This is a genomic window from Kosakonia sp. H7A, assembly GCF_003028445.1.
GTDB classification, from domain to species: Bacteria; Pseudomonadota; Gammaproteobacteria; order Enterobacterales; family Enterobacteriaceae; genus Kosakonia; species Kosakonia radicincitans.
In genome coordinates this window covers 32768-55886 of sequence record NZ_PYTZ01000012.1, presented here as the reverse complement: position 1 = coordinate 55886, position 23119 = coordinate 32768, and the positions used below count along the sequence as shown (strand labels likewise).

Annotated in this window: 21 protein-coding genes and 2 tRNA genes; 10 read left to right on the top strand and 13 right to left on the bottom strand. The window is 54.8% G+C overall.

Annotated features, from left to right (window positions below; translation table 11 throughout):
- Window positions 1-184: 184 nt before the first annotated feature.
- The gene (locus CWM66_RS25395) at window positions 185-1372 is read left to right on the top strand and encodes a NupC/NupG family nucleoside CNT transporter (RefSeq protein WP_107147556.1); all 1188 of its coding nucleotides are present in this window, start codon (window positions 185-187) and stop codon (window positions 1370-1372) included.
- A gap of 43 nt (window positions 1373-1415) precedes the next feature.
- Here the strand turns inward: CWM66_RS25395 and CWM66_RS25390 are convergent, their stop codons facing one another.
- The 3 genes from CWM66_RS25390 to CWM66_RS25380 all read right to left on the bottom strand — a co-directional run bounded on the left by CWM66_RS25390 (window position 1416) and on the right by CWM66_RS25380 (window position 4007).
- Window positions 1416-3605 carry an EAL domain-containing protein gene (locus CWM66_RS25390; RefSeq protein WP_035889038.1) on the bottom strand — a complete coding sequence of 730 codons (2190 nt, stop codon included), beginning with the start codon at window positions 3603-3605 and terminating at the stop codon, window positions 1416-1418.
- A gap of 209 nt (window positions 3606-3814) precedes the next feature.
- Window positions 3815-3890, bottom strand: a tRNA-Ala gene (locus tag CWM66_RS25385).
- A 41-nt stretch (window positions 3891-3931) separates the two neighbouring features.
- A tRNA-Ala gene (locus tag CWM66_RS25380) sits at window positions 3932-4007 on the bottom strand.
- Between the two features lie 220 nt (window positions 4008-4227).
- Here CWM66_RS25380 and CWM66_RS25375 point away from each other — a divergent pair.
- Window positions 4228-4587: a YfeC-like transcriptional regulator gene (locus CWM66_RS25375; RefSeq protein ID WP_035889037.1), complete on the top strand. Its 360-nt coding sequence runs from the start codon at window positions 4228-4230 to the stop codon at window positions 4585-4587.
- A gap of 1 nt (window position 4588) precedes the next feature.
- The gene (locus CWM66_RS25370; protein WP_007370977.1) at window positions 4589-4981 is read left to right on the top strand and encodes a YfeC-like transcriptional regulator; all 393 of its coding nucleotides are present in this window, start codon (window positions 4589-4591) and stop codon (window positions 4979-4981) included.
- 38 nt (window positions 4982-5019) lie between these two features.
- Here CWM66_RS25370 and CWM66_RS25365 read toward each other — a convergent pair whose 3' ends face one another.
- Complete coding sequence (locus CWM66_RS25365) at window positions 5020-5361, bottom strand: RamA family antibiotic efflux transcriptional regulator (RefSeq protein ID WP_107147554.1); 342 nt, start codon at window positions 5359-5361, stop codon at window positions 5020-5022.
- A 38-nt stretch (window positions 5362-5399) separates the two neighbouring features.
- The gene (locus tag CWM66_RS25360; protein WP_079517599.1) at window positions 5400-6500 is read right to left on the bottom strand and encodes an MBL fold metallo-hydrolase; all 1101 of its coding nucleotides are present in this window, start codon (window positions 6498-6500) and stop codon (window positions 5400-5402) included.
- Window positions 6501-6692: 192 nt separating this feature from the next.
- On the opposite strand from CWM66_RS25360, the gene CWM66_RS25355 reads away from it, so the two are divergent.
- Together CWM66_RS25355 and CWM66_RS25350 are read left to right on the top strand one after the other, a co-directional pair.
- A complete protein-coding gene (locus CWM66_RS25355; RefSeq protein ID WP_007370974.1) occupies window positions 6693-7283 on the top strand; it encodes a TetR/AcrR family transcriptional regulator in 591 nt (196 codons plus the stop codon).
- Window positions 7273-7659, top strand: a complete 387-nt coding sequence (locus CWM66_RS25350; RefSeq protein ID WP_107147552.1) for an MmcQ/YjbR family DNA-binding protein — start codon at window positions 7273-7275, stop codon at window positions 7657-7659. Before CWM66_RS25355 ends, CWM66_RS25350 begins: the two co-directional genes overlap by 11 nt.
- Here the strand turns inward: CWM66_RS25350 and CWM66_RS25345 are convergent.
- Window positions 7634-8506: a helix-turn-helix transcriptional regulator gene (locus tag CWM66_RS25345; protein WP_072440012.1), complete on the bottom strand. Its 873-nt coding sequence runs from the start codon at window positions 8504-8506 to the stop codon at window positions 7634-7636. The genes CWM66_RS25350 and CWM66_RS25345 overlap by 26 nt on opposite strands.
- A gap of 108 nt (window positions 8507-8614) precedes the next feature.
- On the opposite strand from CWM66_RS25345, the gene CWM66_RS25340 reads away from it, so the two are divergent.
- Together CWM66_RS25340 and CWM66_RS25335 are read left to right on the top strand one after the other, a co-directional pair.
- Window positions 8615-10033 (top strand): MFS transporter, encoded by a 1419-nt coding sequence (locus CWM66_RS25340; protein WP_107147550.1) that lies wholly within the window; start codon window positions 8615-8617, stop codon window positions 10031-10033.
- 65 nt (window positions 10034-10098) lie between these two features.
- Window positions 10099-10896: a PhzF family phenazine biosynthesis protein gene (locus CWM66_RS25335; protein WP_007370970.1), complete on the top strand. Its 798-nt coding sequence runs from the start codon at window positions 10099-10101 to the stop codon at window positions 10894-10896.
- Here the strand turns inward: CWM66_RS25335 and CWM66_RS25330 are convergent.
- Both CWM66_RS25330 and pheP read right to left on the bottom strand, forming a co-directional pair.
- Window positions 10885-11754, bottom strand: a complete 870-nt coding sequence (locus tag CWM66_RS25330) for a DMT family transporter (RefSeq protein WP_007370969.1) — start codon at window positions 11752-11754, stop codon at window positions 10885-10887. The two genes, CWM66_RS25335 and CWM66_RS25330, sit on opposite strands and share 12 nt — an antisense overlap.
- A 207-nt stretch (window positions 11755-11961) precedes the next feature.
- Window positions 11962-13359: a phenylalanine transporter gene (gene pheP, locus CWM66_RS25325; RefSeq protein WP_035889029.1), complete on the bottom strand. Its 1398-nt coding sequence runs from the start codon at window positions 13357-13359 to the stop codon at window positions 11962-11964.
- A gap of 145 nt (window positions 13360-13504) precedes the next feature.
- Here pheP and CWM66_RS25320 point away from each other — a divergent pair, with 145 nt between their 5' ends.
- Window positions 13505-13891: a VOC family protein gene (locus CWM66_RS25320; protein ID WP_007370967.1), complete on the top strand. Its 387-nt coding sequence runs from the start codon at window positions 13505-13507 to the stop codon at window positions 13889-13891.
- 14 nt (window positions 13892-13905) lie between these two features.
- Here the strand turns inward: CWM66_RS25320 and CWM66_RS25315 are convergent, their stop codons facing one another.
- Both CWM66_RS25315 and CWM66_RS25310 read right to left on the bottom strand, forming a co-directional pair.
- Window positions 13906-15846, bottom strand: coding sequence for a methyl-accepting chemotaxis protein (locus CWM66_RS25315; protein ID WP_007370966.1), 1941 nt, complete (start codon window positions 15844-15846; stop codon window positions 13906-13908).
- A 287-nt stretch (window positions 15847-16133) separates the two neighbouring features.
- Window positions 16134-16394: a DUF2534 family protein gene (locus CWM66_RS25310; protein ID WP_007370964.1), complete on the bottom strand. Its 261-nt coding sequence runs from the start codon at window positions 16392-16394 to the stop codon at window positions 16134-16136.
- A gap of 289 nt (window positions 16395-16683) precedes the next feature.
- On the opposite strand from CWM66_RS25310, the gene CWM66_RS25305 reads away from it, so the two are divergent.
- Entirely contained in the window at window positions 16684-18087 is a 1404-nt protein-coding gene (locus CWM66_RS25305; RefSeq protein ID WP_107147548.1) for a glutamine synthetase family protein, read from the top strand.
- Window positions 18088-18097: 10 nt separating this feature from the next.
- Here the strand turns inward: CWM66_RS25305 and CWM66_RS25300 are convergent, their stop codons facing one another.
- Window positions 18098-18622 carry a GNAT family N-acetyltransferase gene (locus tag CWM66_RS25300; protein ID WP_107147580.1) on the bottom strand — a complete coding sequence of 175 codons (525 nt, stop codon included), beginning with the start codon at window positions 18620-18622 and terminating at the stop codon, window positions 18098-18100.
- A gap of 96 nt (window positions 18623-18718) precedes the next feature.
- Between CWM66_RS25300 and CWM66_RS25295 the strand changes: the two genes are divergently transcribed.
- Window positions 18719-19618, top strand: coding sequence for a LysR family transcriptional regulator (locus CWM66_RS25295; protein ID WP_107147547.1), 900 nt, complete (start codon window positions 18719-18721; stop codon window positions 19616-19618).
- Here CWM66_RS25295 and CWM66_RS25290 read toward each other — a convergent pair.
- A complete protein-coding gene (locus tag CWM66_RS25290) occupies window positions 19615-21828 on the bottom strand; it encodes a TonB-dependent siderophore receptor (RefSeq protein WP_107147545.1) in 2214 nt (737 codons plus the stop codon). The two genes, CWM66_RS25295 and CWM66_RS25290, sit on opposite strands and share 4 nt — an antisense overlap.
- A gap of 51 nt (window positions 21829-21879) precedes the next feature.
- Complete coding sequence (locus CWM66_RS25285; protein WP_035889019.1) at window positions 21880-22968, bottom strand: YncE family protein; 1089 nt, start codon at window positions 22966-22968, stop codon at window positions 21880-21882.
- Window positions 22969-23119: the final 151 nt, after the last annotated feature.

Here is a 23119-nt window from a genome sequence, read left to right as displayed (position 1 = left end):
AAGAGTGTAGCATTTCAACGTAACTTTTCACTCCTTTACTTAACATAACAGAAATGTATGTTTGATCACTATTTTTGAGTCTGGTCACAGGACATCAATATAGTGTGTGTTTGATCTCGTTTTCTTTCCGCTTGTTACATAGAATGTGCACGAAATTTCTACCCGTCTCATATTTGGAGCAAATATGTCCCGCGTTCTGCACTTTGTACTGGCGCTTGCTGTTGTGGCGCTGCTTGCCCTGCTCTTCAGCAGCGATCGCAAGAAGGTCCGCATTCGTTTTGTTATTCAACTGCTGGTGATTGAAGTTTTACTGGCCTGGTTCTTCCTGAACTCTGACATTGGCCTTGGCTTCGTAAAAGGCTTCTCCGAAATGTTTGAAAAACTGCTCGGTTTTGCTAACGAAGGTACTAACTTCGTCTTCGGTAAAATGAATGACGAAGGCCTGGCGTTCTTCTTCCTGAAAGTGCTGTGCCCGATCGTCTTTATTTCTGCATTGATCGGTATTCTGCAACACATTCGTGTGCTGCCAATCATTATTCGCGCCATCGGGACGGTGCTTTCCAAAGTTAACGGCATGGGCAAACTGGAGTCCTTTAACGCCGTCAGTTCCCTGATTCTGGGTCAGTCCGAAAACTTTATCGCCTATAAAGATATCCTCGGCAAAATGTCACGCAACCGCATGTACACCATGGCCGCGACAGCAATGTCTACGGTTTCCATGTCCATCGTCGGCGCGTACATGACCATGCTCCAGCCGAAATATGTGGTGGCGGCGCTGGTACTGAACATGTTCAGCACCTTTATTGTTCTGTCGCTGATCAACCCGTACCGTATTGAAGAGAGCGAAGAAAACCTGCAGATGGCAAAACTGCACGAAGGTCAGAGCTTCTTCGAAATGCTGGGTGAATACATTCTGGCGGGCTTTAAAGTGGCGATTATCGTGGCGGCAATGTTGATCGGCTTTATCGCGCTGATCTCCGGCCTGAACGCGCTGTTTGCTGCTATTTTCGGCATCTCCTTCCAGGGCATTCTCGGTTACATCTTCTATCCGATCGCCTGGGTTCTGGGTGTGCCGGCGCACGAAGCATTGCAGGTAGCCAGCATCATGGCAACCAAACTGGTGTCTAACGAATTCGTGGCAATGATGGATCTGCAAAAAATCGCAGCTAACCTCTCCCCGCGCTCTGAAGGCATCCTGTCAGTGTTCCTTGTTTCCTTCGCAAACTTCTCCTCTATCGGCATTATCGCTGGCGCGATCAAAGGCCTGAATGAAGAGCAAGGCAACGTCGTTTCCCGCTTTGGTCTGAAGCTGGTGTACGGCTCGACGCTGGTCAGCGTGCTCTCTGCCGCCATCGCCGCGCTGGTGATCTGATAGCGACACAAGCGACAAAAAAACCGGGGAATTCCCCGGTTTTTTATTCGCCATCAGCCAGCGGTTGCGGCTTGCCAAACAAATATCCTTGCAGATAATCCACTCCCGCTTCCAGCAGCAGTTCGCGTTGCGCTTCGTTTTCCACATACTCTGCCACAACGGTAAGCGATTTCGCTTTCGCCAACTCGCAAATGGCTTTCACAATCATCACATCTTGCTGATCCTGAAGAATATCCCGTACGAAACAGCCATCGATTTTGATGATATCCGCTTGTAGCCGTTTCAGGCGCTCAAAGTTGGCATAACCGGTACCGAAATCGTCAATAGCAATTTTGAATCCCGCCTGGCGCAATTGCAGGATGTTAAGAATGCTCACCTCAGAGTTAGAAAAAGCCTGCTCTTCGGTGATCTCAATAATCACCGCCTGCGGCGCTATCGCATAGCGCTCAAACAGTGCCAGAAATTGCGGAGCAAACGCTTTTTGCATCAGCGTCATTGGCATCAGATTCACTGAAAAACGCGCAGACTGGTTGTTTTGCGGATGCTGCTGCATCCATTGCAACAGGCGTTCAACCACCAGCATATCGAAGCGTGTTCCCAGGTTGAACTGCGCGATAACCGGGATAAATTGATCCGGCGTAATGATTTCACCCTCGCTGATAAGCCGGGTGAGAATTTCCTGATATCCCTTCCCTTGCGCATCAACAATCGGCTGGCCATAAAGCTGAATGCCATTTTCATCCAGCGCGCGTTTAACCTTATTAAGCAGCAAAACACGGTCCGTCGTCTGGTCAGCTACCGCCTGTAAACTGTTGGTAAGAGCCAGTACCTGATGCCCGACGCTGGCCTCCTCTGCCAGCCAGCTCAATTGCCCCAGCGTCTGATGCAGCGCTTCGCCGTACGCGTGCAGCTCCCCCCAGGAGGCGCCAAATTCGATATCAAGGCCGACGTTGTTCCAGAAGATGCGACGACTGTTCAGATAATCGGTCATATGCTGTAAGCGTGCCGCCGTTTCCGGCCCGTTTAACAGCAGCAACAGTTCACAGCCTGGCAACTGGAAAAAACGCTCGCCTTCCTGCAACAGGGATTGTAGCTGCCGGGTAACGCAGCGCTTCACATGCACCCGCATCATCATGCCGAAATGCTTGCTGAGAAACTCCATATTCTTCATGTGCAGACAACACACCACGCCGTTGGGCTGTTGTTCCATCTGTTTTTCCAGCGCGCGAAGATTTGGCAGACCGGTCAGCGGATCGCTCATTGCCTGTAACTGCCAGCGTCTTTTCAGCCACTCATTGCGGTGAAAAACCTGCGTCATATACAACATGCAAATGGTAAAGCTGATCAACACTGACATGACAAACGCCAGCGAGTAGTCGGAATTTACCCCCTGCAGGAAGTTATTGTTATAAGCCAGCAGCATAAACGCCGAAACAGACCAGCTAAGTGTAATAAATGAATAACTTAACCTGCTGATCCCCAGCGTAAAAAGGATGAAAATAATCGGTACTAAATATCCGGCAATATAGTCGGTTTTAAAAGGTGAGCACAATATAATAACGGTCGTAACTAACGCCCCCAGCCAGCCCAGCATAAATAATCGGTTTTTAGCTGATAAAAAAGGCTGACGATTGCGATACCAGAATGTTCGGGCAAAACGCGGATTGATTATCATCCGTAACGGATAATAGATAATCATGGTAAAAATGAGCGCTGCGCAAATCAGACTTTGTATATCAATTATGGAGAAAATGATTGCTCCGGAACCGAAAAAATTCGAGATATTAATCGGATAGTTAAACCAGGCTCCGGCAATATACATTGACGCCTTAATGCCAACAGGCGCAACAAATCCCATCCACACCACGCGTACCGCTATGTCTCTATTTGGCATACCGTGACGCCAGCGCGCGCCAAGCCGCCAGCGCACAATAGCGCAGACTGCAAATACCGGGAATAACTGGCAGAATAACAATACCGCCGCTTCCGTATACGGGAGATGAAATGTGCTCTCATTCACTACGGCAAAGCTAATGATTATTGGAATTATTCCATGACGGCCGAATAAAAAAATAATCGCCAGCATTACGCTTAATGGTAGCCATGCCAGAAATAGCGTAGAGGAATCGACAACTGCGCGCGGTGAAATAAAACGAGAAACAGAAAGCGCTACCAGGCATAAAATTAACGCGAGCAGAAATTTTCTTATACAACTGTATTTTTCATATGTCATCAAAGTTAATTAAATGATCCCGGCAGAAGAATAGAATAGCCAGAATAATAGGTTTATTCATTACATGAATCAAGTTATCAGACCGTCGAATAGCTTTCATTACTGCGGCTTTACCGGACTACTACTTTTCCAGTTTTTGCTGTAATAAATTGACAAATTGGAAGCCAGAAAAGCAAAAACCCCCGCGTAAACGCGAGGGTTTGAAATTATGGTGGAGCTAAGCGGGATCGAACCGCTGACCTCTTGCATGCCATGCAAGCGCTCTCCCAGCTGAGCTATAGCCCCACAATTTGTCTTTACGCACCAACTCCGTTGGGTTCGGAATTTGGTGGAGCTAAGCGGGATCGAACCGCTGACCTCTTGCATGCCATGCAAGCGCTCTCCCAGCTGAGCTATAGCCCCATTGCGTAAAGCGTGTCGTGTTGACGGGCGGCATAATATGAATTCCCTTGCCAGGTGTCAACGGCAAAATCGTACCGCGTCAACCAATCGCTGAAAAAGCATGCAAATTAAGGACATTGCGTAGCTCCTCGCAGTCAGTAGTTAAACGTGTCACATTTTCCCGTAAAATGGTGCTATAACATAAGCCATTAATTACCCTTACAACCATTCGGGAAATTACATGCTCAAGGAACGAATGACACCAGAAGAGTTAGCCAGTCTTACCGGGTACAGCCGGCAAACCATCAATAAATGGGTGCGCAAAGAAGGCTGGATCACCTCGCCAAAACCCGGAGTGCAAGGAGGAAAAGCCCGGCTGGTGCATGTGAATGAGCAAGTCCGCGCCTTTATTCGCAGCGCACAGCGTAGCGAAGAGCCAGCCCCTGCGATGCGTACTATCAGCAACAACTCACTTGAAGCTTTGCTTATTTCGTTGGCGAAAGAGATGACCGACGCCGAGCAAAAGCAGCTCACCTCTCTACTCTTACGTGACGGCATAACCGGGTTATTGCAACGTCTTGGCATCCGCAATCAGAAATAAAATGATGAAACTCGCTAACAAAATGACGACTGAAGAGCTAGCCGATTTTCTCGGTGTTGCCAGACAAACCGTTAATCGCTGGATCCGTGAACAAGGCTGGCAAACGGAAGCGCTCCCCGGTATCAAAGGTGGTCGGGCAAGGCTGATTCACATCACCAAAGAAGTGCGGAATTTCGTGATGAAAACGCCTTCCATGCGCCAGCGCCATTCTCCTTACTCTATCGCAGAGCCGGCACCATCCTATGCGAGTGAAAATAGTTCGCTGCGGGAGATTGTCAAAGTTTTACAGAACATGACGCCCGAAGAACAGAAGCTGTTGGCGGTATTACTCGCCCGTGAAGGGATCTGTGGGTTCTTACAGCGTCTCGGTATAACGCAGACGATCGATGAGTAAAAAAACCGGCCTTGATGGCCGGTTTTTAGTTTGTGCGTTTAATGCGTATGTAGGTGATTTTCCCGACGATACGCACCCGGCGGCTGATTAAACGTGCGGGTAAAGGTACGTGTGAAGGTTTGTTGCGAATCAAAGCCGTACTTCAGGCAGATATCGTAAACCTTCTGATCGGTATTGCGTAAATCCTGCGCAGCAAGCGCCAGTTTACGCTCACGAATATAACGTCCAAGACTCTCCCCTTTGTACTGCATGAAGAGGCGTTGCAGGTGCCATTTGGAATAGCCCGCGTGCGCTGCAATATCATCAATACGTAACGGTTGATGGAGATTGTCGTCGATCCACTCGACGATAGTGTCGATAACCTGAGCGGAAATAGTCATACTGCGCTCCCCCTCTGCTCTTCGATTAATAAACGGGTTTATTCCCACCAGGCACGGAATTCCTGCGCATCGTTAGCCGCAAGAACCGGTTCGCCCAGCATCGGTGTTAGTAAACGAAAACTTTTGCCCCGACTTGCTGCCGCCAGCCGTTTGTACGGATCGTCCCATGTGTGTTTTGCCAACACAAAACGCCCCGCGTGGCCCGGCAGAACCGCGCGTGCATTAATCTCTTCCGCCGCCTGCGCGGCCTGTTCCGGCATCATGTGGATGTACTTCCAGTCTTCGTCATACTGACCGTTTTCCATGATGGCGATGTCCACCGGGCCAAACTGCTCGCCGATGGCTTTAAAATGCGGGCCATAGCCGGTATCGCCGCTGTAATAGACCTTACGCTGGTCGGTGACGAACATAAAACTGGCCCACAGCGTCTGGTTACGTTTCAGGCCGCGCCCGGAAAAATGGCGCGCCGGCAGCACATGTACCGTCAGTTCATCGCCGATCGCCACCTTCTGCTGCCAGTCCGCTTCATGAATAATCTGCGGATTCATGCCCCAGTAACGCAGGTGCGAACCGACGCCCAGCGGCGTCACGACCCGTTTGATTTTCGGCATCAGCGCTTTGATGGTGGCGTAATCCAGATGGTCATAGTGATCGTGAGAAATGATCAGCAGATCGATCTCCGGCAGGCTCTGCGCTGTCCATGCCTCATTCCCGGCAAACGCTTTATTGAGAAATGAAAACGGCGCGGCGTAGTCGCTCAGCACTGGATCGATCAGGATGCGTTTGCCCGCCAGTTGCAGGTACCACGAAGAGTGCCCCATCCATACCAGCGTGTCCTGTTCCACAGGCAGGCTGGCGAGATCCGTTTGCACCATTGGCAGCGGTTGCTGAGGACGGACATTTTCCCGTTTGGTGACCAGAAAATCCCACCACGCGGCCAGCATATTTTTCTTGCCGGTAAAACCTGGCGTCGGCAGCGTATTTTGAAATTTGCCGTCACGGTAATGGGGTGATTTTTCAACTTCCGTAAGCTGTTCGCCTTGCGGCGCTTTGCCAAATCCTGCATTTAAAACAAAGGGTAAACTGGCGGCGGACGCAACGAGCATAACCATGACCACGCTGAAAATGAGACGCTTCATATCCTGACCCGAAGAAATCGCTCCAGTCCGTAGAGACGATATGAACTAAACTTGATTATGAGTGAGTAAGCACTCATTATAGAAAGCAACAGCAAACCGTCAAGATCATTTTCTTTCTTTGACATTCGACGTTGCAGCCTCCTGGTGGGCATGTTTCAATCGTGGTTTTTATAACGTGTGAGGAAAAATGTAGTGGCTCGTCCAAAGAGTGAAGACAAAAAGCAAGCGTTACTGGAAGCAGCAACCGAAGCCATCGCGCAGTCCGGGATCGCCGCTTCCACCGCCTTAATAGCCCGCAATGCGGGAGTTGCGGAAGGGACGCTGTTTCGCTACTTCGCCACCAAAGACGACCTGCTGAATGCACTTTACCTGCATCTGAAAACTGACTTGTGCGGCACCATGCTGGAGAATCTCGATCGCTCCATCAACGATCCGAAAGTGCATACGCATTCGGTCTGGGACAGCTATATCGACTGGGGAATTCGTCATCCCAACGGCCACTGTGCGGTGCGGCAAATTTCCGTCAGCGAAAAACTGCGCCCGGAAACCCGCCAGCAGGTTACCGATATCTTTCCGGAGCTGCACGAGCTCTGCCACCGCTCGGTATTGCCGATTTTTCTCGACGGCGAATTCGCGCCTTTTGGCGATGCCATTTTCCTGACGCTGGCGGATACCACCATTACCTTTGCCAGCCGCGATCCCTCCCGCGCCAAAGAGATCAAACGCCTCGGTTTTGAAGCGATGTGGCGCGCACTGACAGCTGAGGGGATAGATGGACAGTAAAACATTGCAGACCTGCGCGCACCGTATTGCGCTTGAGATGCCGTTTACCGAGCACTGTTGGCCGTTTGGCCCGGAATATGATGTGTTCAAAGTGTGTGGCAAAATTTTTATGCTGACTGCCACCGCCCATGGCAGGCCAATGGTAAACCTGAAAGCAGAGCCGCAAACCGCCCTGCTCAACCAGCAAATCTACCCCAGTATTGAACCGGGATATCACATGAACAAAAAGCACTGGATTTCCGTCTATGCGGGGGAAGAGATCGACGAATCGCTGCTTGCCTCGCTGATTCAGGCGTCGTGGGATCGGGTGGTGGATGGCCTTTCGCGTAAACAGCAGCAGCGCCTGCGCCCTACGCGTTCTCAGCCAGCCAGTTAAGCGCCCGCTCGCCCGCTGCATCCACCGGCAGATAAACCAGCAGCCGCGAACCGTTACGCGGCGCTGAGTACCAGTACATTTGCTGTAAGGTAAACTCTCCCAGTTGCGGATGGGTAAACAGCTTCAGCTTGTTTTCCACGCCGCGCACATCCAGATATTTCCGCCACAGCGTGGCAAATTCGGTCGATGCCGCGCAAAAACGCGCCAGCTTCGCTTCCCATAACGGATCGCCACGGTGCTCCGCCATCGCCGCACGAAAATAGGCCACAAATGTCTGCAATATGCTGTCATCGCTGCCAAGACGGTTGCGCCACTGCGGATGCGTGAGATAAAGGTAGATGCAATTACGCTCATCTTCGGGGATTTCACCGAATTTAATCCCCATCAGGCGTTCAAAAGCGACATTCCACGCCACAATATCAAAATTAGGTTTCTGAATACTGGCCGGTTGCGGCAGCAGGCTATCCAGCAGACGGCGTGTGCCCTCACTAATTCCCTCGCATTGCGGCACATTCAGCGTTTCGGCAGGCGCTAATCCGGCGAGTAAAAACAGGTGCCGCGTTTCAGTGGGAGAACACTGCAACGCGCTGGCAATGGCCTGTAAAACCGCTGACGAAGGGTTCACATCCCGTCCCTGCTCCAGCCAGGTATACCAAGTGACGCCAACATCAGCCAGCAGCGCCACTTCTTCACGCCGCAGCCCCGGCGTGCGCCGCCGACCACTGCGCGGCAGCCCCAGACGCTGCGGATCGAGACTCTCCCGGCGGGCGCGTAAAAATGCGCCGAGCTGTTTGCGGTTTTCATCCTGGATGGTCACATCCATCATTCGATCGCTTATCAGCGTCATCACACTCTCCAGCATGGTAGTGCCAATACCAGTATACGCAAGAACTGGTACCCGTTTTTCTAATCGGTGATGCTACGTCTATCTGATGAATGACGCAATGGAGTCACCATGAAAACGTCTGCTGTTTCACCAGGCCGGGCAGGCCTGATCCTTCTGCTGACCGGGCAGATGCTGCCCCAGATAGATACTTCAATCACCAACGTTGCGCTCGATTCGATCACCCAATCGTTGCACACCAGCGCCACGCAACTGGCGTTGATCGTCGCCCTGTACGGCGTGGCATTTGCCGTCTGTCTGGCGATGGGCAGCAAGCTGGGCGATAACTTTGGCCGCAAGCGCCTGTTTTTAGCGGGCGTAGCGCTCTTCGGCCTCGCCTCGCTGCTGTGCGGCCTGGCAAACTCTGTCTCCGCTCTGTTGGCCGCCCGCACGTTGCAGGGCATCGGCGCGGCGCTGATCGTGCCGCAAATTCTCGCCACATTGCATGTCACGTTAAAAGGCACCGCGCATGCCCGCGCCATTAGTCTGTATGGCGGTATTGGCGGCGTGTCATTCATTATTGGCCAGATGTGCGGCGGCTGGCTGGTATCGGCAGATATCGCCGGGCTGGGCTGGCGCAACGCCTTCTTTATCAACGTACCGATTTGTCTGCTGATACTGGCGCTGAACCGCTACCTGCCGGAGACGCGCAACGACACCCGGACAAGTATTGACTGGCAGGGCACTTTCGCGCTGGCGCTAATCCTCTGCTGTCTGCTGTTCCCGCTGGCGCTTGGCCCGGATCTGCACTGGCCGTGGCCAACACAGGCCGCGCTGCTGGCGCTGTTCCCGCTGGCTCTGTGGATGCGTACCAGCGCCTTGCAACAACAGCGCGCCGGTCTGATTCCGCTGGTGCCGCCGCATCTGCTTAAGCTGCACAGCGTTCGTTTTGGTCTGCTGATTGCGCTGCTGTTTTTCACTGCCTGGTCCGGCTTTATGTTCTGCATGGCGCTGACGTTGCAGGCGGGCATGGGAATGACGCCGTACCAGTCCGGCAACAGCTTTGTGGCGCTCGGTATCGCCTATTTTGTCTCCGCCTGGTATGCGCCGAAACTGATTGCCCGTTACAGCATGCGTACGATTTTACTGACCGGGCTGGTCATCCAGGTGAGCGGCCTGCTGGCGCTGATTGCCACGTTGCAGCTCTCCGGGCGGATGGTCGGCGTGCTGGCGCTGGCGCCTTCCACTGCACTCATTGGCTACGGCCAGGCGCTGATTGTGAACAGCTTTTACCGCATCGGAATGCGGGATATCACCATGCAGGATGCAGGCGCTGGCAGCGCGCTGCTCAGCACGCTGCAACAGTCGACACTGGGTCTCGGCCCGGCAGCGCTCGGCAGCGTATTTCTCTATCTGGTCGGTCAGTCAAACGGCAATTACAGCACCGCGCTGAGCGGCTTTCTGGTGACAGAAGTGGTCATGATGCTGGTACTGGCAGCAGCGGCAGTCAGCGCGCGCCAGCAACTGGCTCACCGTTGTCCGGCCAGTTAAAGAACGCTATCCGTTGTCGCGAAACAGGGGTAGTGTTATCACTTTGTTACGAAGGGAGCGAGGCGGTGGAACTCGATATTTATCAGGTGGACGCGTTCAGTGCGCGTCCTTTTTCTGGCAACCCGGCGGGCGTATGCATCACGCCGCACGGGCTGGAAAGCGGGTTAATGCAGCAGATTGCCGATGAGATGGCGGTGTCGGAAACCGCGTTTCTCAATCTTGCCGATAACAACCTGCGCTGGTTCACTCCGCAGGCTGAAGTGGATTTGTGCGGCCACGGTACGTTGGCGACGGCACATATCCTGCGCCAGACCGGGCTGCTGCAAGTGGGTGATACGATCACGTTTCAGACACTCTCTGGCCCGCTATCCGCCACGCTCGGCGCAGCGAGTATCCAGCTCGATTTCCCGTTACTCACCCCGCAACTGCACAGCGCGGTGCCGCCCGCATTACTTGATGCGCTGGGGCTGGAGAGCGCGCAAGTGCGAGATTACGGCCAGTTTGGCCCAAAACAGCTGGTGGTGGTTGAGGATGCGCAGATCGTGCAGGCATTGCAGCCCGACTTCCAGGCCCTGAGCGCATTACCGGGACGCGGTGTGGCCGTTACCGCGCCAGGTGATGGGGAATATGATGTGCTGTCGCGCTATTTTGCACCGTGGGTTGGCGTCAATGAAGATCCGGTCACCGGCTCGGCGCACTGTGCGCTGGCAGCCTACTGGTCCGAGCGACTGGGTAAGCGCTCGCTTACCGCTTACCAGGCATCACGGCGCGGCGGCGTGCTGGCGCTTCACTGCACCGACGATGGCCGCGTGCAGATGAGCGGCGCGGCACATACGGTGCTGGCAGGAACGTTACGCCTTTGATGGCAGGCGCGACACCATACGCCAGCGGAACCAGATCTGTGCAAGCAGGATCAGCACTCCGCCGATAATTTTTTGCAGCGGCAGACGTTCGCCGTACCAGAGGGAGGCGGCAATCACCGTCAATAGCGGCTCCAGCACCATAATAATGGCGGCGCTGGCAACGGCGGCATATTTCTGCCCCTGCAATTGCAGGCCAAAGCGCAAACTGGTGGCTATCAGGATGCTGGCCGCCAGCCAGCCTGCGGTGGTGGCGGTGAACGGCTGCGTCCATGATTCAAACAGCGCCGAAATCGCTAATCCGGCGATACCGGTAATCGCCAGTTGCACTGCGGTCAACGACAGCAGCGGCACTTCCCGCGCACAGCGGCTGGTATAGCAAAAGTAGATCGATTGCACGAACGCCGTCAGCAGGAACCAGCCCTGGCTGGCATGAAATGTAATAGGCATATGCAGGCTTAACAGCCCGAGGCCGATAATCGCCACCGGCAGGCACTCCCAGTATGCGCGCGCTGGTCGGGTGCGCATCATTCCCCAGGCAACCAGCGGCACAAACAGCATCGACAGGCTCATGATAAATGCCCCCTCGCCCAGCGACGCCGTGGTCGATACCGACCAGATCCACAGACACAGATTAAGCGCCATCCACAGGCCGCTAATCACCACCTGGCGCATTTTTTCCCACGGAATACGCTGCCCACGACAAAACGGCAGCAGCACCAGCGCGGCGCCGAAAAAACGCAGCCCGAGAAAGGCGAAGACCGGCATACCAGAAATCGCCTCGCGGGAGAAAATCCAGCCGCAGGCGGCAATCATGGTGGTCAGAACGAGGAAGAGGTCGGCTTGTCGTTGCCGGGTCATGTCAGCTCCAGAACAATAAAAAAGCCAGCGCGGACGGCTGGCGAAATTTCTCGTTATCATGCCTGAAATAGCAGACGCTGGCGCGGGAAATATCACGTCAGTCCATCATTACGCTTTCTGATATTACGTCAGTGTAATCAATGGAAGTCAGCAAACTCGCGGGCAATCGTGGAAATTCCCGCCGAATCCGGCGGGAAGAGAGCGGGATTACGCGCGCTGCGGTGCGCGACGCAGCAGCTTGAAAGCCACGAACAGGAATGCGATCCACGCTGGCAGCAGTACGGCTGACAGGCGCATATCGTCCATGGTGTACATCAACACGAGGATCATCAGCATAAAACCGATGCACAGATAGTTGCCCGCCGGGAAGAGCAGCGCTCTGAACTGCGGATCGCGCCCTTTACGGCGCATCGCGGCGCGAAACTTCAGGTGCGCCAGCGAAATCATGATCCAGTTCAGCAGCAGGGTCGCCACCACCAGCGCCATCAGCATACCGAACGCTTTTTGCGGCAGCAGATAGTTCACCAGCACCACCAGCGAGGTAATGGCCGCCGAAAGAAACAGCGAGTTGATCGGCACGCCGCGACGGCTGACGCGGGTCAGAAACGCGGGCGCGTTACCCTGCACAGAGAGGCCAAACAGCATACGGCTGTTGGAGTAAACTCCGCTGTTATACACCGACAGAGAAGCCACCAGAATCACGAAGTTCAGCGCAGAAGCGACCAGATTACTGTCCAGATCGTGAAAAATCATCACGAACGGGCTGCTGTTCGCTTTGACATCAATCCACGGATAAAGCGCCAACAGCACGACCAGAGAACCGATATAGAACAGCAAAATGCGGTACACCACCTGATTCACTGCTTTCGGGATGGTGGTGTGCGGCTCGCTGGCCTCGGCGGCGGTGATACCAATCAGTTCCAGACCGCCGAAAGAGAACATAATCACCGCCAGCGCGAGAATAAGCCCATGCCAGCCGGTGGCGAAAAAGCCGTTATAACGCCAGAGGTTATCGAAGCTGGCGCGTTCGCCGCCGTGGCCGGTAAACAGCATCCACAGGCCAAAAGCGATCATACCGATGATGGCGACCACTTTGATCAGCGCAAACCAGAACTCGGTCTCGCCATACAGACGCACATTCACCAGGTTGACGGCGTTGATAATGACAAAGAACGCGGCGGCCCAGATCCAGGTCGGCACCTGCGGGAACCAGTACTGCATATAGATCCCGGCGGCGGTCAGCTCGGCCATGCCCACCAGCACAAACATTGCCCAGTAGTTCCAGCCAGAGAGAAAACCGGCAAACGGTCCCCAGTATTTATAGGCAAAGTGCGAAAACGAACCGGAAACCGGCTCTTCCACCACCATTTCACCAAGCTGGCGCATGATCAGGAAAGCGATAATCCCGGCGATACCGTAACCCAGCAGCACGGCAGGCCCGGCCATCTGAATCGCCGGGCCGATACCAAGGAACAACCCGGTACCAATCGCGCCGCCCAGCGCAATTAACTGAATATGACGGTTTTTTAATCCCCGTTGTAGTGTCGGCCCTGTTTCCGGCCCGGCATCGGTTACGTTACCCGCTGCCTGTGACGCGTTTTTCACGTCCTTCCCCTTTCTGGTTTTATAAAGGGGCACCTTTTAACATCTCAGGTCAGGGCTGGCAAGAAATGGAAAAGAGAGGAAGGATAAACAACGCGAGTCGTCATATCATCAATGCTTACCCCTACACCCCTTCAAGGAGATAACAATGAAAATTGCCCACGTCGCGCTCTGGACGCGTAACCTCGACGCTCAGCGAACGTTCTGGCGCGACTTTTTTTCCGCCAGCAGTAATGAAAAATATGTCAGTAAAAATCGCGCGGGATTCGCCTCGTACTTTATCTCGCTAAAAGATGGCCCGACGATTGAGCTGATGACGCTGCCGGAACTGGCCGATGCGCCAGCAAACCCGGAATTTGTCGGCTGGGCGCATATCGCCATTACCGTTGGCCGCGTCGAAACCGTGGATGCGATGGCAGAAAAAGCGCGCCAGCAGGATAAACTCGCCAGCCCGGCAAGATGGACTGGCGATGGTTTTTATGAAGCGGTGATCCTCGATCCGGACGGCAACCGCATCGAACTGGTCGCCGAATAGCGCGACCTGCGGCGTTACGCTTCCAGCCGGAATTGCTGCACGCTTTGCGCAAGCTGCTGCGCCTGATCCTCAAGCGAGGTGGCGGCAGCGGCCATCTGCTGCACCAGCGAGGCGTTCTGTTGCGTTACGCCGTCCATCTCGTTCACCGCGATGGTCACCTGGCCGATACCCTTGGCCTGCTCATCCGATGCACTGACGATCTCGGTAATGATCGACTGTACCGAGTTCACCGCTTGCGTCATCTCCTGCATGGTTTTCCCGGCGTCGTTGACCAGTTGAACGCCGGTTTCCACCCGCTTGCCGGACTCTTCAATCAGCGCGCCAATCTCTTTCACGGCGTTGGCGCTGCGCTGCGCCAGGTTGCGCACTTCTGAGGCCACTACCGCAAAACCGCGCCCCTGCTCGCCCGCCCGCGCCGCTTCTACCGCTGCGTTCAGCGCCAGAATATTGGTCTGGAAAGCAATGCTGTTAATGATGGCGGTGATATCGCCGATCTTGCGCGCGCTGTCATCAATCTGCGCCATGGTAGATACCACCTGGCTGACCAGCTTCTCGCCACGGCTGGCGATCTGGGTGGCATTCGCCGTCAGTACCGTCGCCTGGTGTGCGTTTTCCGCGTTATGTTTCACCGTCGCGCTGAACTGTTCCATGCTGGCGGCCGTTTGCTCCAGCGCCGACGCTTGCTGCTCGGTGCGCGACGAGAGATTGATATTACCGCTGACAATCTCCCCGGCGCCCTGGCGCACGGAGTCGCTGGCCTCTTTTATCTGGCCGACAATCTGCCGCAACTGCGCCTGCATGGTGTGCAGCGCATAGAACAGGCTACTGCGATCGCCCTGTTTAACATGGATAGCGTTATCCAGCTTGCCATCCGCCACGGAGAGTGCAATGGTCGCGCCTTCAAGCGGCTCGCCGCCAATCGGCTTCAGCACTTTGCGGCTGAAGAGAATCCCCAGTAGCGCACTGACCAGCAGGATGCTGATCACACCAAGAATAATGGCGCTGAGTAGCTGGCGATTCGCCGCCGCCATCACCTGGCTCACCGGCGCGACAACGCCGAGATACCAGCTATCGCTGCTGTTGCCGATGGTAATTGGCTGCCAGGTAATCAGGCCTTTCTCACCGAGGATCGGATCGTCCTGCTCCACCACGCTGCTGCTGAAGTTGTCCGTTTTACCGGGATACGGTTTGCTGGTCAGGTTTTTATCCGGGTAAGAAATCACTTTTCCGGCAGTCGAAAGCAGCACCGCGTAGCCGCCGCCCGCCCACGGTTTGATCTGATTCACTTTCTGCTGCAACGACGCCAGCGAAATATCGGATGTCACCACGCCGTGCAATTTGCCGTCGCTGACAATCGGCGCCGCCACCGAGGTCAGCAGCGTCGGCACACCGTTATAGGCATAGCTGTAGGGTTCAATCAGCGTATCTTTCTGGCTTTTCTGCGGCAGCAGATAGTAGTCGCCCTGGCCCGGCGTCAGATAAGAGAGCAGCGGATGCATTTTGTAGCTGCCGGACTGATCGCGATCGACAAAGAAGGCATAACGCCCTTTTGGTGCCTGATCGGGCTTGTCGGTGAATTCCGCATCGCGCCCGTCATAGGCATTTTCTTCAAAAATGACCGAAATAGAGAGGTAATCCGGGTTATCGCGCAAGGTGGATTCCATGATCTTGTCCACCACTTTACGATCGGTGACGCCGCCCTGCGGCAGGGCAATCAGACTATGTCCGAGGTTATGCGCCACATCGCGGGCGTAACTGAGTTGCTGCTGGATTTTCAGCGCTTCGTTTTGAGCGATCTGCTGGAGATAGTGTTCGGCGAGACTTTTTTGCGCATTACTGGATTGCCAGCTCAGCACCCCAATCGTTACCACAAATCCGAGGGTGATGGTGATAGCACCCGTCAGCAGCATCTGCGCACGGGTACTCATTTTTTTACTCACGAGTTGTCTGGCCATTACAGCTCTCCTGGTATAAACCTGCTACATCAATATTCCTTTCATCACATGCTCCCTGATACCTGCTCTATCGGCGTACATTTTTTGATCTTTAATTGTTAACAGCGAGGTTACGCAGGTGTAAAAACGCGCGCGCAAAATCATAATCAGCGATATGAGAGGGCGGGATGTTGTAGCAACGGTTAACCCACGGAGCTTGCCGTTTAATGCAGCAGTTTATGCTGTGGTCTTAGCAGAGGAATTTTTGCAACAGGAGAGCGCCCCGGCACGCGCCAGGGCAGGAAGCGTTAGCCTTTGTCGTCTTTCGGGCCGAGGAAGTAAAACCCGAAGGGCAGCGAGCCAATAATGGTAAACATCAGGCTGTAAATCGCCACCCATGCGCCCTGGATGATAAACATCGAGGTGGTCCACGTTTCCATCGGCAGATTGTACTGCTCTTCCACGCCCTCGAAGGCGGCTTTCGAGATCACACTGACGGCAATACAAAACACAATCACCACCGCCGTGATAAATTTTTTCCCCTCGCGGGTACGTAGTTTTTCCAGCATAGACACCTCCTGTCATGTGGCTTTTCTGTGCGGCGAGTGTAACCGATCTGCTGTCGAATTGTTGTGAGAACTTACATAAAACGGCGAACAGTGACGCTATCTGCGGCTATTTTTTGCAGCATTCTGTTTTTTTATCGCCGCTGCGTATTATGTCGGCCACGCTTTAACGACACTGTTTTTATAGTATTTTTACTGCCTCGCATTTCCTTTTTACGCGGCATTTATATCAAAATAAAAATGGCTCTTTTATGCTGAGTTCATCGCCGCAAGGCCTGACAGAAAGAACACTATGAACTCGTTGATGACTATTCCACTGCTGAAGAATATCCGCACGCTGTTTACTTCCATGCCCATTCCGGCGCTGTCAATTCCATCCAACGGAACAGAAAGTGATATCAAAATCAATGAATTGCAGGAAACGCTTACTGACGAAATAAGAGACTACCTGAACCATTACCCTGAAACAAAGCATGTGGATATTTATCTGAACGATACGCATGGCATATTCAGGGGGAAAAGAGTCTCTGTGGATAATTTATTTTCCATAAGCAAAGGATGTTATTTCCCGCAGTCTGTTTACACCATGGATCGCGAAGGGAAAATAATCTCATCCGATACGCTGATTAACGAAGAACCGGATAATTTATGCCTGCCTGTTCCCGGCACACTGCGCCCCGGCGCCCACGATCCGCAGCATAATGCTCAGCTGTTGTTAACCATGCTTGATGAAAACAACCGGCCTTATGCGCTGGAACCAGCGGCGATCCTGCAAAATGTAGTGCGGCGGTTTCATTACCACGGTCTCTATCCGGTCGTCGCCCCCGAAATTGAGTTTTACCTTGTTGATCCTGCCGCGCCAAAAACCCGCCCGCAGGGCTGTTTTCATATGGCGGTGCCCTCCACCTACTCGGCGTTTATCGAAGAGCTGGAAAGCCTGGCGGCAGCGCAGCGGCTTCCGCTCTCTGGCGTGGTGAGTGAAGCCGAGGCCGGACAATTCGAACTGAATATGCCCCACTCGCATCATGTCGTGGAAGCCTGCGAACAGATCCTGGCGCTGCGTCGGCTCACCGGTACGGTGGCCGGGGAATTTGGCTTTCAGGCCAACTTTATGGCTAAGCCCTTCTCCGGGCTGGCGGGTAACGGCCTGCATTTTCATATCAGTCTCAATGACATTCACGGTGAAAATGTTTTCGCCTGTCCCGCAGAAGAACTCAACGACATGGTGCGCCTCTCGCTGGCCGGGATGCTGGAACTGATGCCAGCGTCAGTGGCAATTATGGCGCCAGGGGTTAACGGATTCCGCCGTTTACGCAAGAACCTCAGCGAACCGCTCTTTCATTCATGGGGTTACAACAAACGCAACGCCGCCTTGCGTATTCCCTGTTCCGACGCCCGTAACCGGCGCATCGAATATCGCCTCGCAGGCGCGGATGCCAACCCCTATCTGGTAATGGCCACCATCCTCAGCGGCATCCTGTACGGTCTGGAGCGAGTCGATGACGATACGCTGGCGAATTTCACCCACACCGCACCGACATTACCGCTGTTTCAGCAACCGGCGCTGGAGATGTTTCGCCAGAATAGCTATCTGGCAGAGCATCTCGGCAGCGCGTTCTGCGAGCAGTGGTATAGCGGCAAAATGGCGGAACTGAACTGGTTTGAAAGCCTCGTCACGCAGCAGGAGCTGGCATAACCCGCTGCACTTAGCTGGCCTGTGGCAATGTGAAATCTCCTTCCCCCAACGGGCGCTGCATCAGCACGGTATCCAGCCAGCGCCCGTGCTTCATCCCCACGCTTTTGAGCGTGCCGATCACCACAAATCCGGCTCGGCTGTGCAGCCGTAACGAACCTTCGTTTTCGCTGTTGCCGACGTTGGCAATCAGTTGCCGGTAGCCCTGCGTTTCGGCCCATGCCACCGCGCGGGCGAGCAGCGCTTTGCCTGCGCCCTGGCGACGAAACGTCTCATCAACGTAGATGGAATCCTCCAGCGTATACTGGTAAGCGCGGCGCTCGCGGTAGCGGGAGAGATAGCAATATCCCCGAACCTCTCCATCCTGAACGGCCACAAACCACGGCAGCCCGGCAAGGCGAATTTTCTTAAGCCTTGCGCGCATCTCGTCGATATCCGGCGCTTCGGTCTCAAAAGTGGCGTTCCCCTGCGTCACGTGGTAAGCATATATCTGTGTAATCGCACGCAGATGTTGTTCTTCTGCCTCAATAATTTCCATCATCCGTCCTCTGTTCCCGCTTTCGCACAGGTTATCTGCCGCGCGGCAAAACAGGCACCGGGCGGCGCTTATAACCGCGATAAGGAAAACTTTGCCATGGCGCAATTTAGCCTCGACCAGTTGGCAACCTACAAACTGGTGATCGCCCGGGGAAGTTTTACCGCTGCGGCAGAAGTGCTGGGTATTTCGCAACCGGCGGTCAGCCTGCAAATCCGCCAGCTTGAACAGGCTCTCCAGACGCGGCTGATTGAGCGCACCGGGCGCAGCCTGCGACCGACCGCTGCGGGAAAAACCTTTCTCGCACACTGTGCGGAAATCGAAAACGCGGTCAGCGCCGCCGTGCAATCTGTCGCAAAGCATCAGCAGGAGATTAGCGGCAGCGTCACGCTCGGCACTGGCGCAACCACCTGCATTCATCTGCTGCCACCCGTGCTGCAACAACTGCGCGAAGATTTTCCGTTACTGACCGTTGGCGTACGCACCGGCAATACCACGGATATTGTGCGCGCGGTGGAAGAGAATCGTATCGATATTGGCCTGGTGACGCTGCCCGCGAGCGGGCGCAACCTCGCCATTTCACCGCTGTTTGATGAAGATTTTGTCGCCATCAGCGCCAGCTATTCGCCTGCGTTGCCCGATGCCACGCCTGCGCTATTGCAGGCCTTACCGCTGATTGTCTTTGAGTCCGGCAGCAGTACCCGCCAGTTGATTGACGGCTGGTTAACCGCCGCCGTCACGCCGGTGATGGAGCTTGGCAGCATTGAAGCCATCAAACGCATGGTGCGCGCCGGTCTCGGTTACAGCCTTGTGCCTGAAGTCGCCGTGCAGGCTGAGGAGGATAGACGCGGGTTGCGCGTACAGGCGCTACAACCGCCGTTACAGCGCACGCTGGCGCTGGTAATGCGGCAGGATAAGGTGGTCAATCGCGGGATGAAAGCGGTGCTGAACAGCCTGAAACAGGCGGGCAAGACGCCCGCCTGCGAAACGCGCGCTTAGAAGTCGTAGCTCATAGAGATTTTCAACTTACGCGCATCACCCTGATAGATATAGGTGCCGTTGTCTTCGACACTGGCCCAGTATTTCTCATTGGTGACGTTATCCACACCGACACGCCAGACCATCTCGTTTTTATCCTGATTGAGGTGCATACGGTAACGTACCCCCAGATCCAGCGTGGTATAGCTGTCGAGTTTTTTGGTATTGGCGTTATTCGCATACTGCGAACCGGTATGGTTGATTCTTGCCGTCGCCGTCAGGCCGTCAACCGGTTTGATGTCGTATTCCGCGCCCAGCACGCCATAGAAGCGCGCCACGCCAATAGGCCGGTTCCCCTGATTAATACCATCTTCGGTTTTGGTCAGCTCGGCATCGATCCAGGTGGCGCTGCCGTTCAGGCGCAGGCCAAGCATCGGTTCACCAAACAGATTCAACTCAACGCCGCGGTTACGCTGCTCGCCGTTCAGCGCATAGATATTGGTATCGCTGTTCTGAATGGCGGTCGGTTTCTTAATTTCAAACAGCGACAATGTACCGCCCACGCGGCCAAAGTCCGTTTTCACGCCAACTTCATTCTGTTTCGAGTGCGCAATGCCGGTGGTCTGATACTGGTTAGCGGCGCCTTCCGGCGCGGTGCTGCCCGGTTGCAGCGCTTCGGTATGGTTCGCATAGAAGGAGACCACTTCCCACGGCTTATAAACGATGCCGTAAGTTGGCATCCAGCGATCCTGGATAAAGCGTGCGGTGTCATCTTCTGCGCCCGTCGCATTGCTGTAGCTGTGAACCCACACTTTCTGGTAACGCGCGCCCGCCGTGAACAGCACAGTGTCGTTCAGAACGCCCAGCGTGTCGCTCAGCAGCCAGCCCTGTGAACGGGTGCGGCCAGTGGTCAGCGGATCGCTGTAGTTGCCGCCGACGTAGCTGTAATCAGGCATCGCAACCGACGAGTTATCATAGATGTTCACTGCCGGGTTATCCGCCGCGGCCGACATGCGCCACGCCACCTTGTCCCGCTTGATATTGGCCGAATAGCCCACGTTCACTTTGTGCGATACAAAGCCGGTATCGAAGTTACCGCGCACACCGGCCATGCCGCTCCAGGAGTCGCTGATGCGGTTGGTGTCGAGGCGGCCAATCGTCGCATCGCCCTGCTCATCATTCACTTTTGGCGCGCCGTAAATCCCCTCTTCATGCGAGTGCTGACCACCAAATGCGGCATATGCCGTCCAGATATCGGTCAGATCATATTCCGCGCGCGCCAGGCCAAATTCGTTTTCGATATTGCTGTACGCCCACTGCTGGCTGTAGTTTTTGGTGTTGCTCGGGACCTTTGGAACAAAATCCACTGCGCTGATGTTCACGCCCATCGAGCCACCGTGGAAGGTCTTTTTCTGATAACCGAGATCCAGCGAGCTGCGGAAGCGATCGCTGCGATAATCCAGGCCAATCGACGCCGCCGTAGTACGACGGTTGTCATCCTCAACGGTGGCTTCGCCTTCGCGGTGCAACAGGTTGACACGCACGCCGAACTGATTGTTATCACCATAGCGACGGCCAACGTCCAGCGAACCGCCAAGCTGCGAACGCGAGGAGTAATCGACGCCGACGCGCGTCAACGGCGTATCATCGGCATGTTTCGGTTCGAGGTTGATCATCCCGCCGACGCCGGAGGACGCCGCGCCATTCATCAGGGCATTGGCACCTTTAAACACTTCCACGCGCTCAAGCATCTGGGTATCGACCACCTGGCGCGGCACAATACCGGCCAGGCCGCCCATCAGCATATCGTCGCCATCCAGCTCGAAGCCGCGAATACGGTAAGTTTCCGCCATGTTGCCGTAACCCTGGCCAACCTGCACGCCCGCATCATTGCTGACCACATCGGCAATGGTTTTCGCCTGTTGATCCTGCACTAACTTCGAGGTGTAGCCGATCACGTTAAACGGCACATCCATCGCCTTCTGTTCGCCCATCATCCCAAGGCGACCGCCGTACGCGACCTGACCATCCAGATACGCCGGAACCAGCGCATCGCCGCCCGGTTTGAAGTCGCTGCTGGTGGTCGACTGCACCACAATGGTGTCGTCTTTCGTCTGGCTGGTGTTGGCATTTGTCGTCGCGGCCTGCGCTGAGTGCGCCGCTGCGCCAATGGCCAGCGCAAGTAACGTCTTGCGCAAAGAAGGATGGATCGTTTTGCTGTTATTCATCATCGACTCATATCGAAGTGTGTGGAAAAACGGCCCGTTTCCGGGCCAGATTGATTACTGGTTAAGGGCGATACGGACGACGCTGTCCGGCCCGTTGGTAGAGTGATCTTTGTTAAACGCCTGTTTGACAGTGACAAACAGCGTCTGGCCGTCGGCAGAGAGCAGCAGGCTGTTTGGATTCGGCGGCAGATCCCAGCTCTGCTTCACCGCAAGGCTGGTGGCATCGAGGCTCAGCACTTTGCCCGCTTCACGCTGGGTAAGGTAGATTTCGTGGCGTTTCGGGTTAAATTTCACCGCCAGCGAACCGCCCAGATCGAGCTGTTTCAGTACCTTGCCGCTATGGATATCCAGTACCAGCGTGGTTTTAGCTTTCGAATTATCGGTAACGAACAGACGGCCGGTCTCGCTGTCTTCGGCAATATTCAGCAGCAGCGCCGGTTTATCACCGAGCGGTTTCCAGCGTTGTTCAATGCGGTTGTTGCGCGGGTTGACGACCAGAATTTCACCGACGCCGTTCGCCACATACAGGCGCTGAGTTTGCTCAGACCAGTGCAGGCCCGTGACCCATTTCCCGGCATTTTTAATCCGTGCTTTCACTTTCAGGGTTTTGGCGTCCACCACCCACACCAGCGCCGGATCAGCCACCGCGCCAACATACAGCACACCGTTGTGCAGCAGGATTTCACGCGCGCCGTACGGCAGGCCTTTCTCATTGCGTTCCGGGAACAGCGTGCGGGCCAGCACTTTGCCATTGCTGGTGTCGATAGCGCTGATGCCGCCATCAAGGGAGTTAGTAACGTAAACCGTTTTACCGTCCGGGGAGATCGTCATACCGAAGTTTTTCAAATCGGTATGAGTGGAACCGAGGGTTTTCAGCGTCGCAGGATCCAGTTTGTAAACCACCCCGCCCTGCACATCTTTAAAGCCTTCCGCGCTGGAAACGTACAGCGCATCGCCCTGCGGGCTGAGCGCCATTTCATACAGGCCGCTTGCCAGATCGCGTTTTTGTACATTCGCTGGTAATGACGCGGCAGCGGTTTTTGGCGTTTCGGCGACAGGTTGCGCCGATGTGGTGTGCTGAGCGCTGCATCCGGCCAGTACCAGGGTTGCCAGCAGCGCCAGCGCGGGGGTTTTCATCGTCATCGGAAAGATCCTTTACCGTTAATGTCATCAACAGGCGAGCCAGCGCGTTACGCTCAGGTGCGTACTTTTTGATGAAGGCAGTTTTGCCCGGCGCAGCTCGCCACTTCTTCGTGTCCCTGTAAGCGTTTACGCCTACTGTTTTTGCGGGAAA

Coding starts and splice junctions, on each gene's coding strand:
- CWM66_RS25315 (WP_007370966.1), bottom strand. CDS start 15,846: ATGGCCAGACAACTCGTGAGTAAAAAAATGAGTACCCGTGCGCAGATG.
- CWM66_RS25340 (WP_107147550.1), top strand. CDS start 8,615: ATGAAAACGTCTGCTGTTTCACCAGGCCGGGCAGGCCTGATCCTTCTG.
- CWM66_RS25345 (WP_072440012.1), bottom strand. CDS start 8,506: ATGACGCTGATAAGCGATCGAATGATGGATGTGACCATCCAGGATGAA.
- CWM66_RS25305 (WP_107147548.1), top strand. CDS start 16,684: ATGAACTCGTTGATGACTATTCCACTGCTGAAGAATATCCGCACGCTG.
- CWM66_RS25310 (WP_007370964.1), bottom strand. CDS start 16,394: ATGCTGGAAAAACTACGTACCCGCGAGGGGAAAAAATTTATCACGGCG.
- CWM66_RS25320 (WP_007370967.1), top strand. CDS start 13,505: ATGAAAATTGCCCACGTCGCGCTCTGGACGCGTAACCTCGACGCTCAG.
- CWM66_RS25360 (WP_079517599.1), bottom strand. CDS start 6,500: ATGAAGCGTCTCATTTTCAGCGTGGTCATGGTTATGCTCGTTGCGTCC.
- CWM66_RS25285 (WP_035889019.1), bottom strand. CDS start 22,968: ATGACGATGAAAACCCCCGCGCTGGCGCTGCTGGCAACCCTGGTACTG.
- CWM66_RS25390 (WP_035889038.1), bottom strand. CDS start 3,605: ATGACATATGAAAAATACAGTTGTATAAGAAAATTTCTGCTCGCGTTA.
- CWM66_RS25365 (WP_107147554.1), bottom strand. CDS start 5,361: ATGACTATTTCCGCTCAGGTTATCGACACTATCGTCGAGTGGATCGAC.
- CWM66_RS25300 (WP_107147580.1), bottom strand. CDS start 18,622: ATGGAAATTATTGAGGCAGAAGAACAACATCTGCGTGCGATTACACAG.
- CWM66_RS25395 (WP_107147556.1), top strand. CDS start 185: ATGTCCCGCGTTCTGCACTTTGTACTGGCGCTTGCTGTTGTGGCGCTG.
- CWM66_RS25290 (WP_107147545.1), bottom strand. CDS start 21,828: ATGATGAATAACAGCAAAACGATCCATCCTTCTTTGCGCAAGACGTTA.
- CWM66_RS25370 (WP_007370977.1), top strand. CDS start 4,589: ATGATGAAACTCGCTAACAAAATGACGACTGAAGAGCTAGCCGATTTT.
- CWM66_RS25375 (WP_035889037.1), top strand. CDS start 4,228: ATGCTCAAGGAACGAATGACACCAGAAGAGTTAGCCAGTCTTACCGGG.
- CWM66_RS25330 (WP_007370969.1), bottom strand. CDS start 11,754: ATGACCCGGCAACGACAAGCCGACCTCTTCCTCGTTCTGACCACCATG.
- CWM66_RS25295 (WP_107147547.1), top strand. CDS start 18,719: ATGGCGCAATTTAGCCTCGACCAGTTGGCAACCTACAAACTGGTGATC.
- CWM66_RS25350 (WP_107147552.1), top strand. CDS start 7,273: ATGGACAGTAAAACATTGCAGACCTGCGCGCACCGTATTGCGCTTGAG.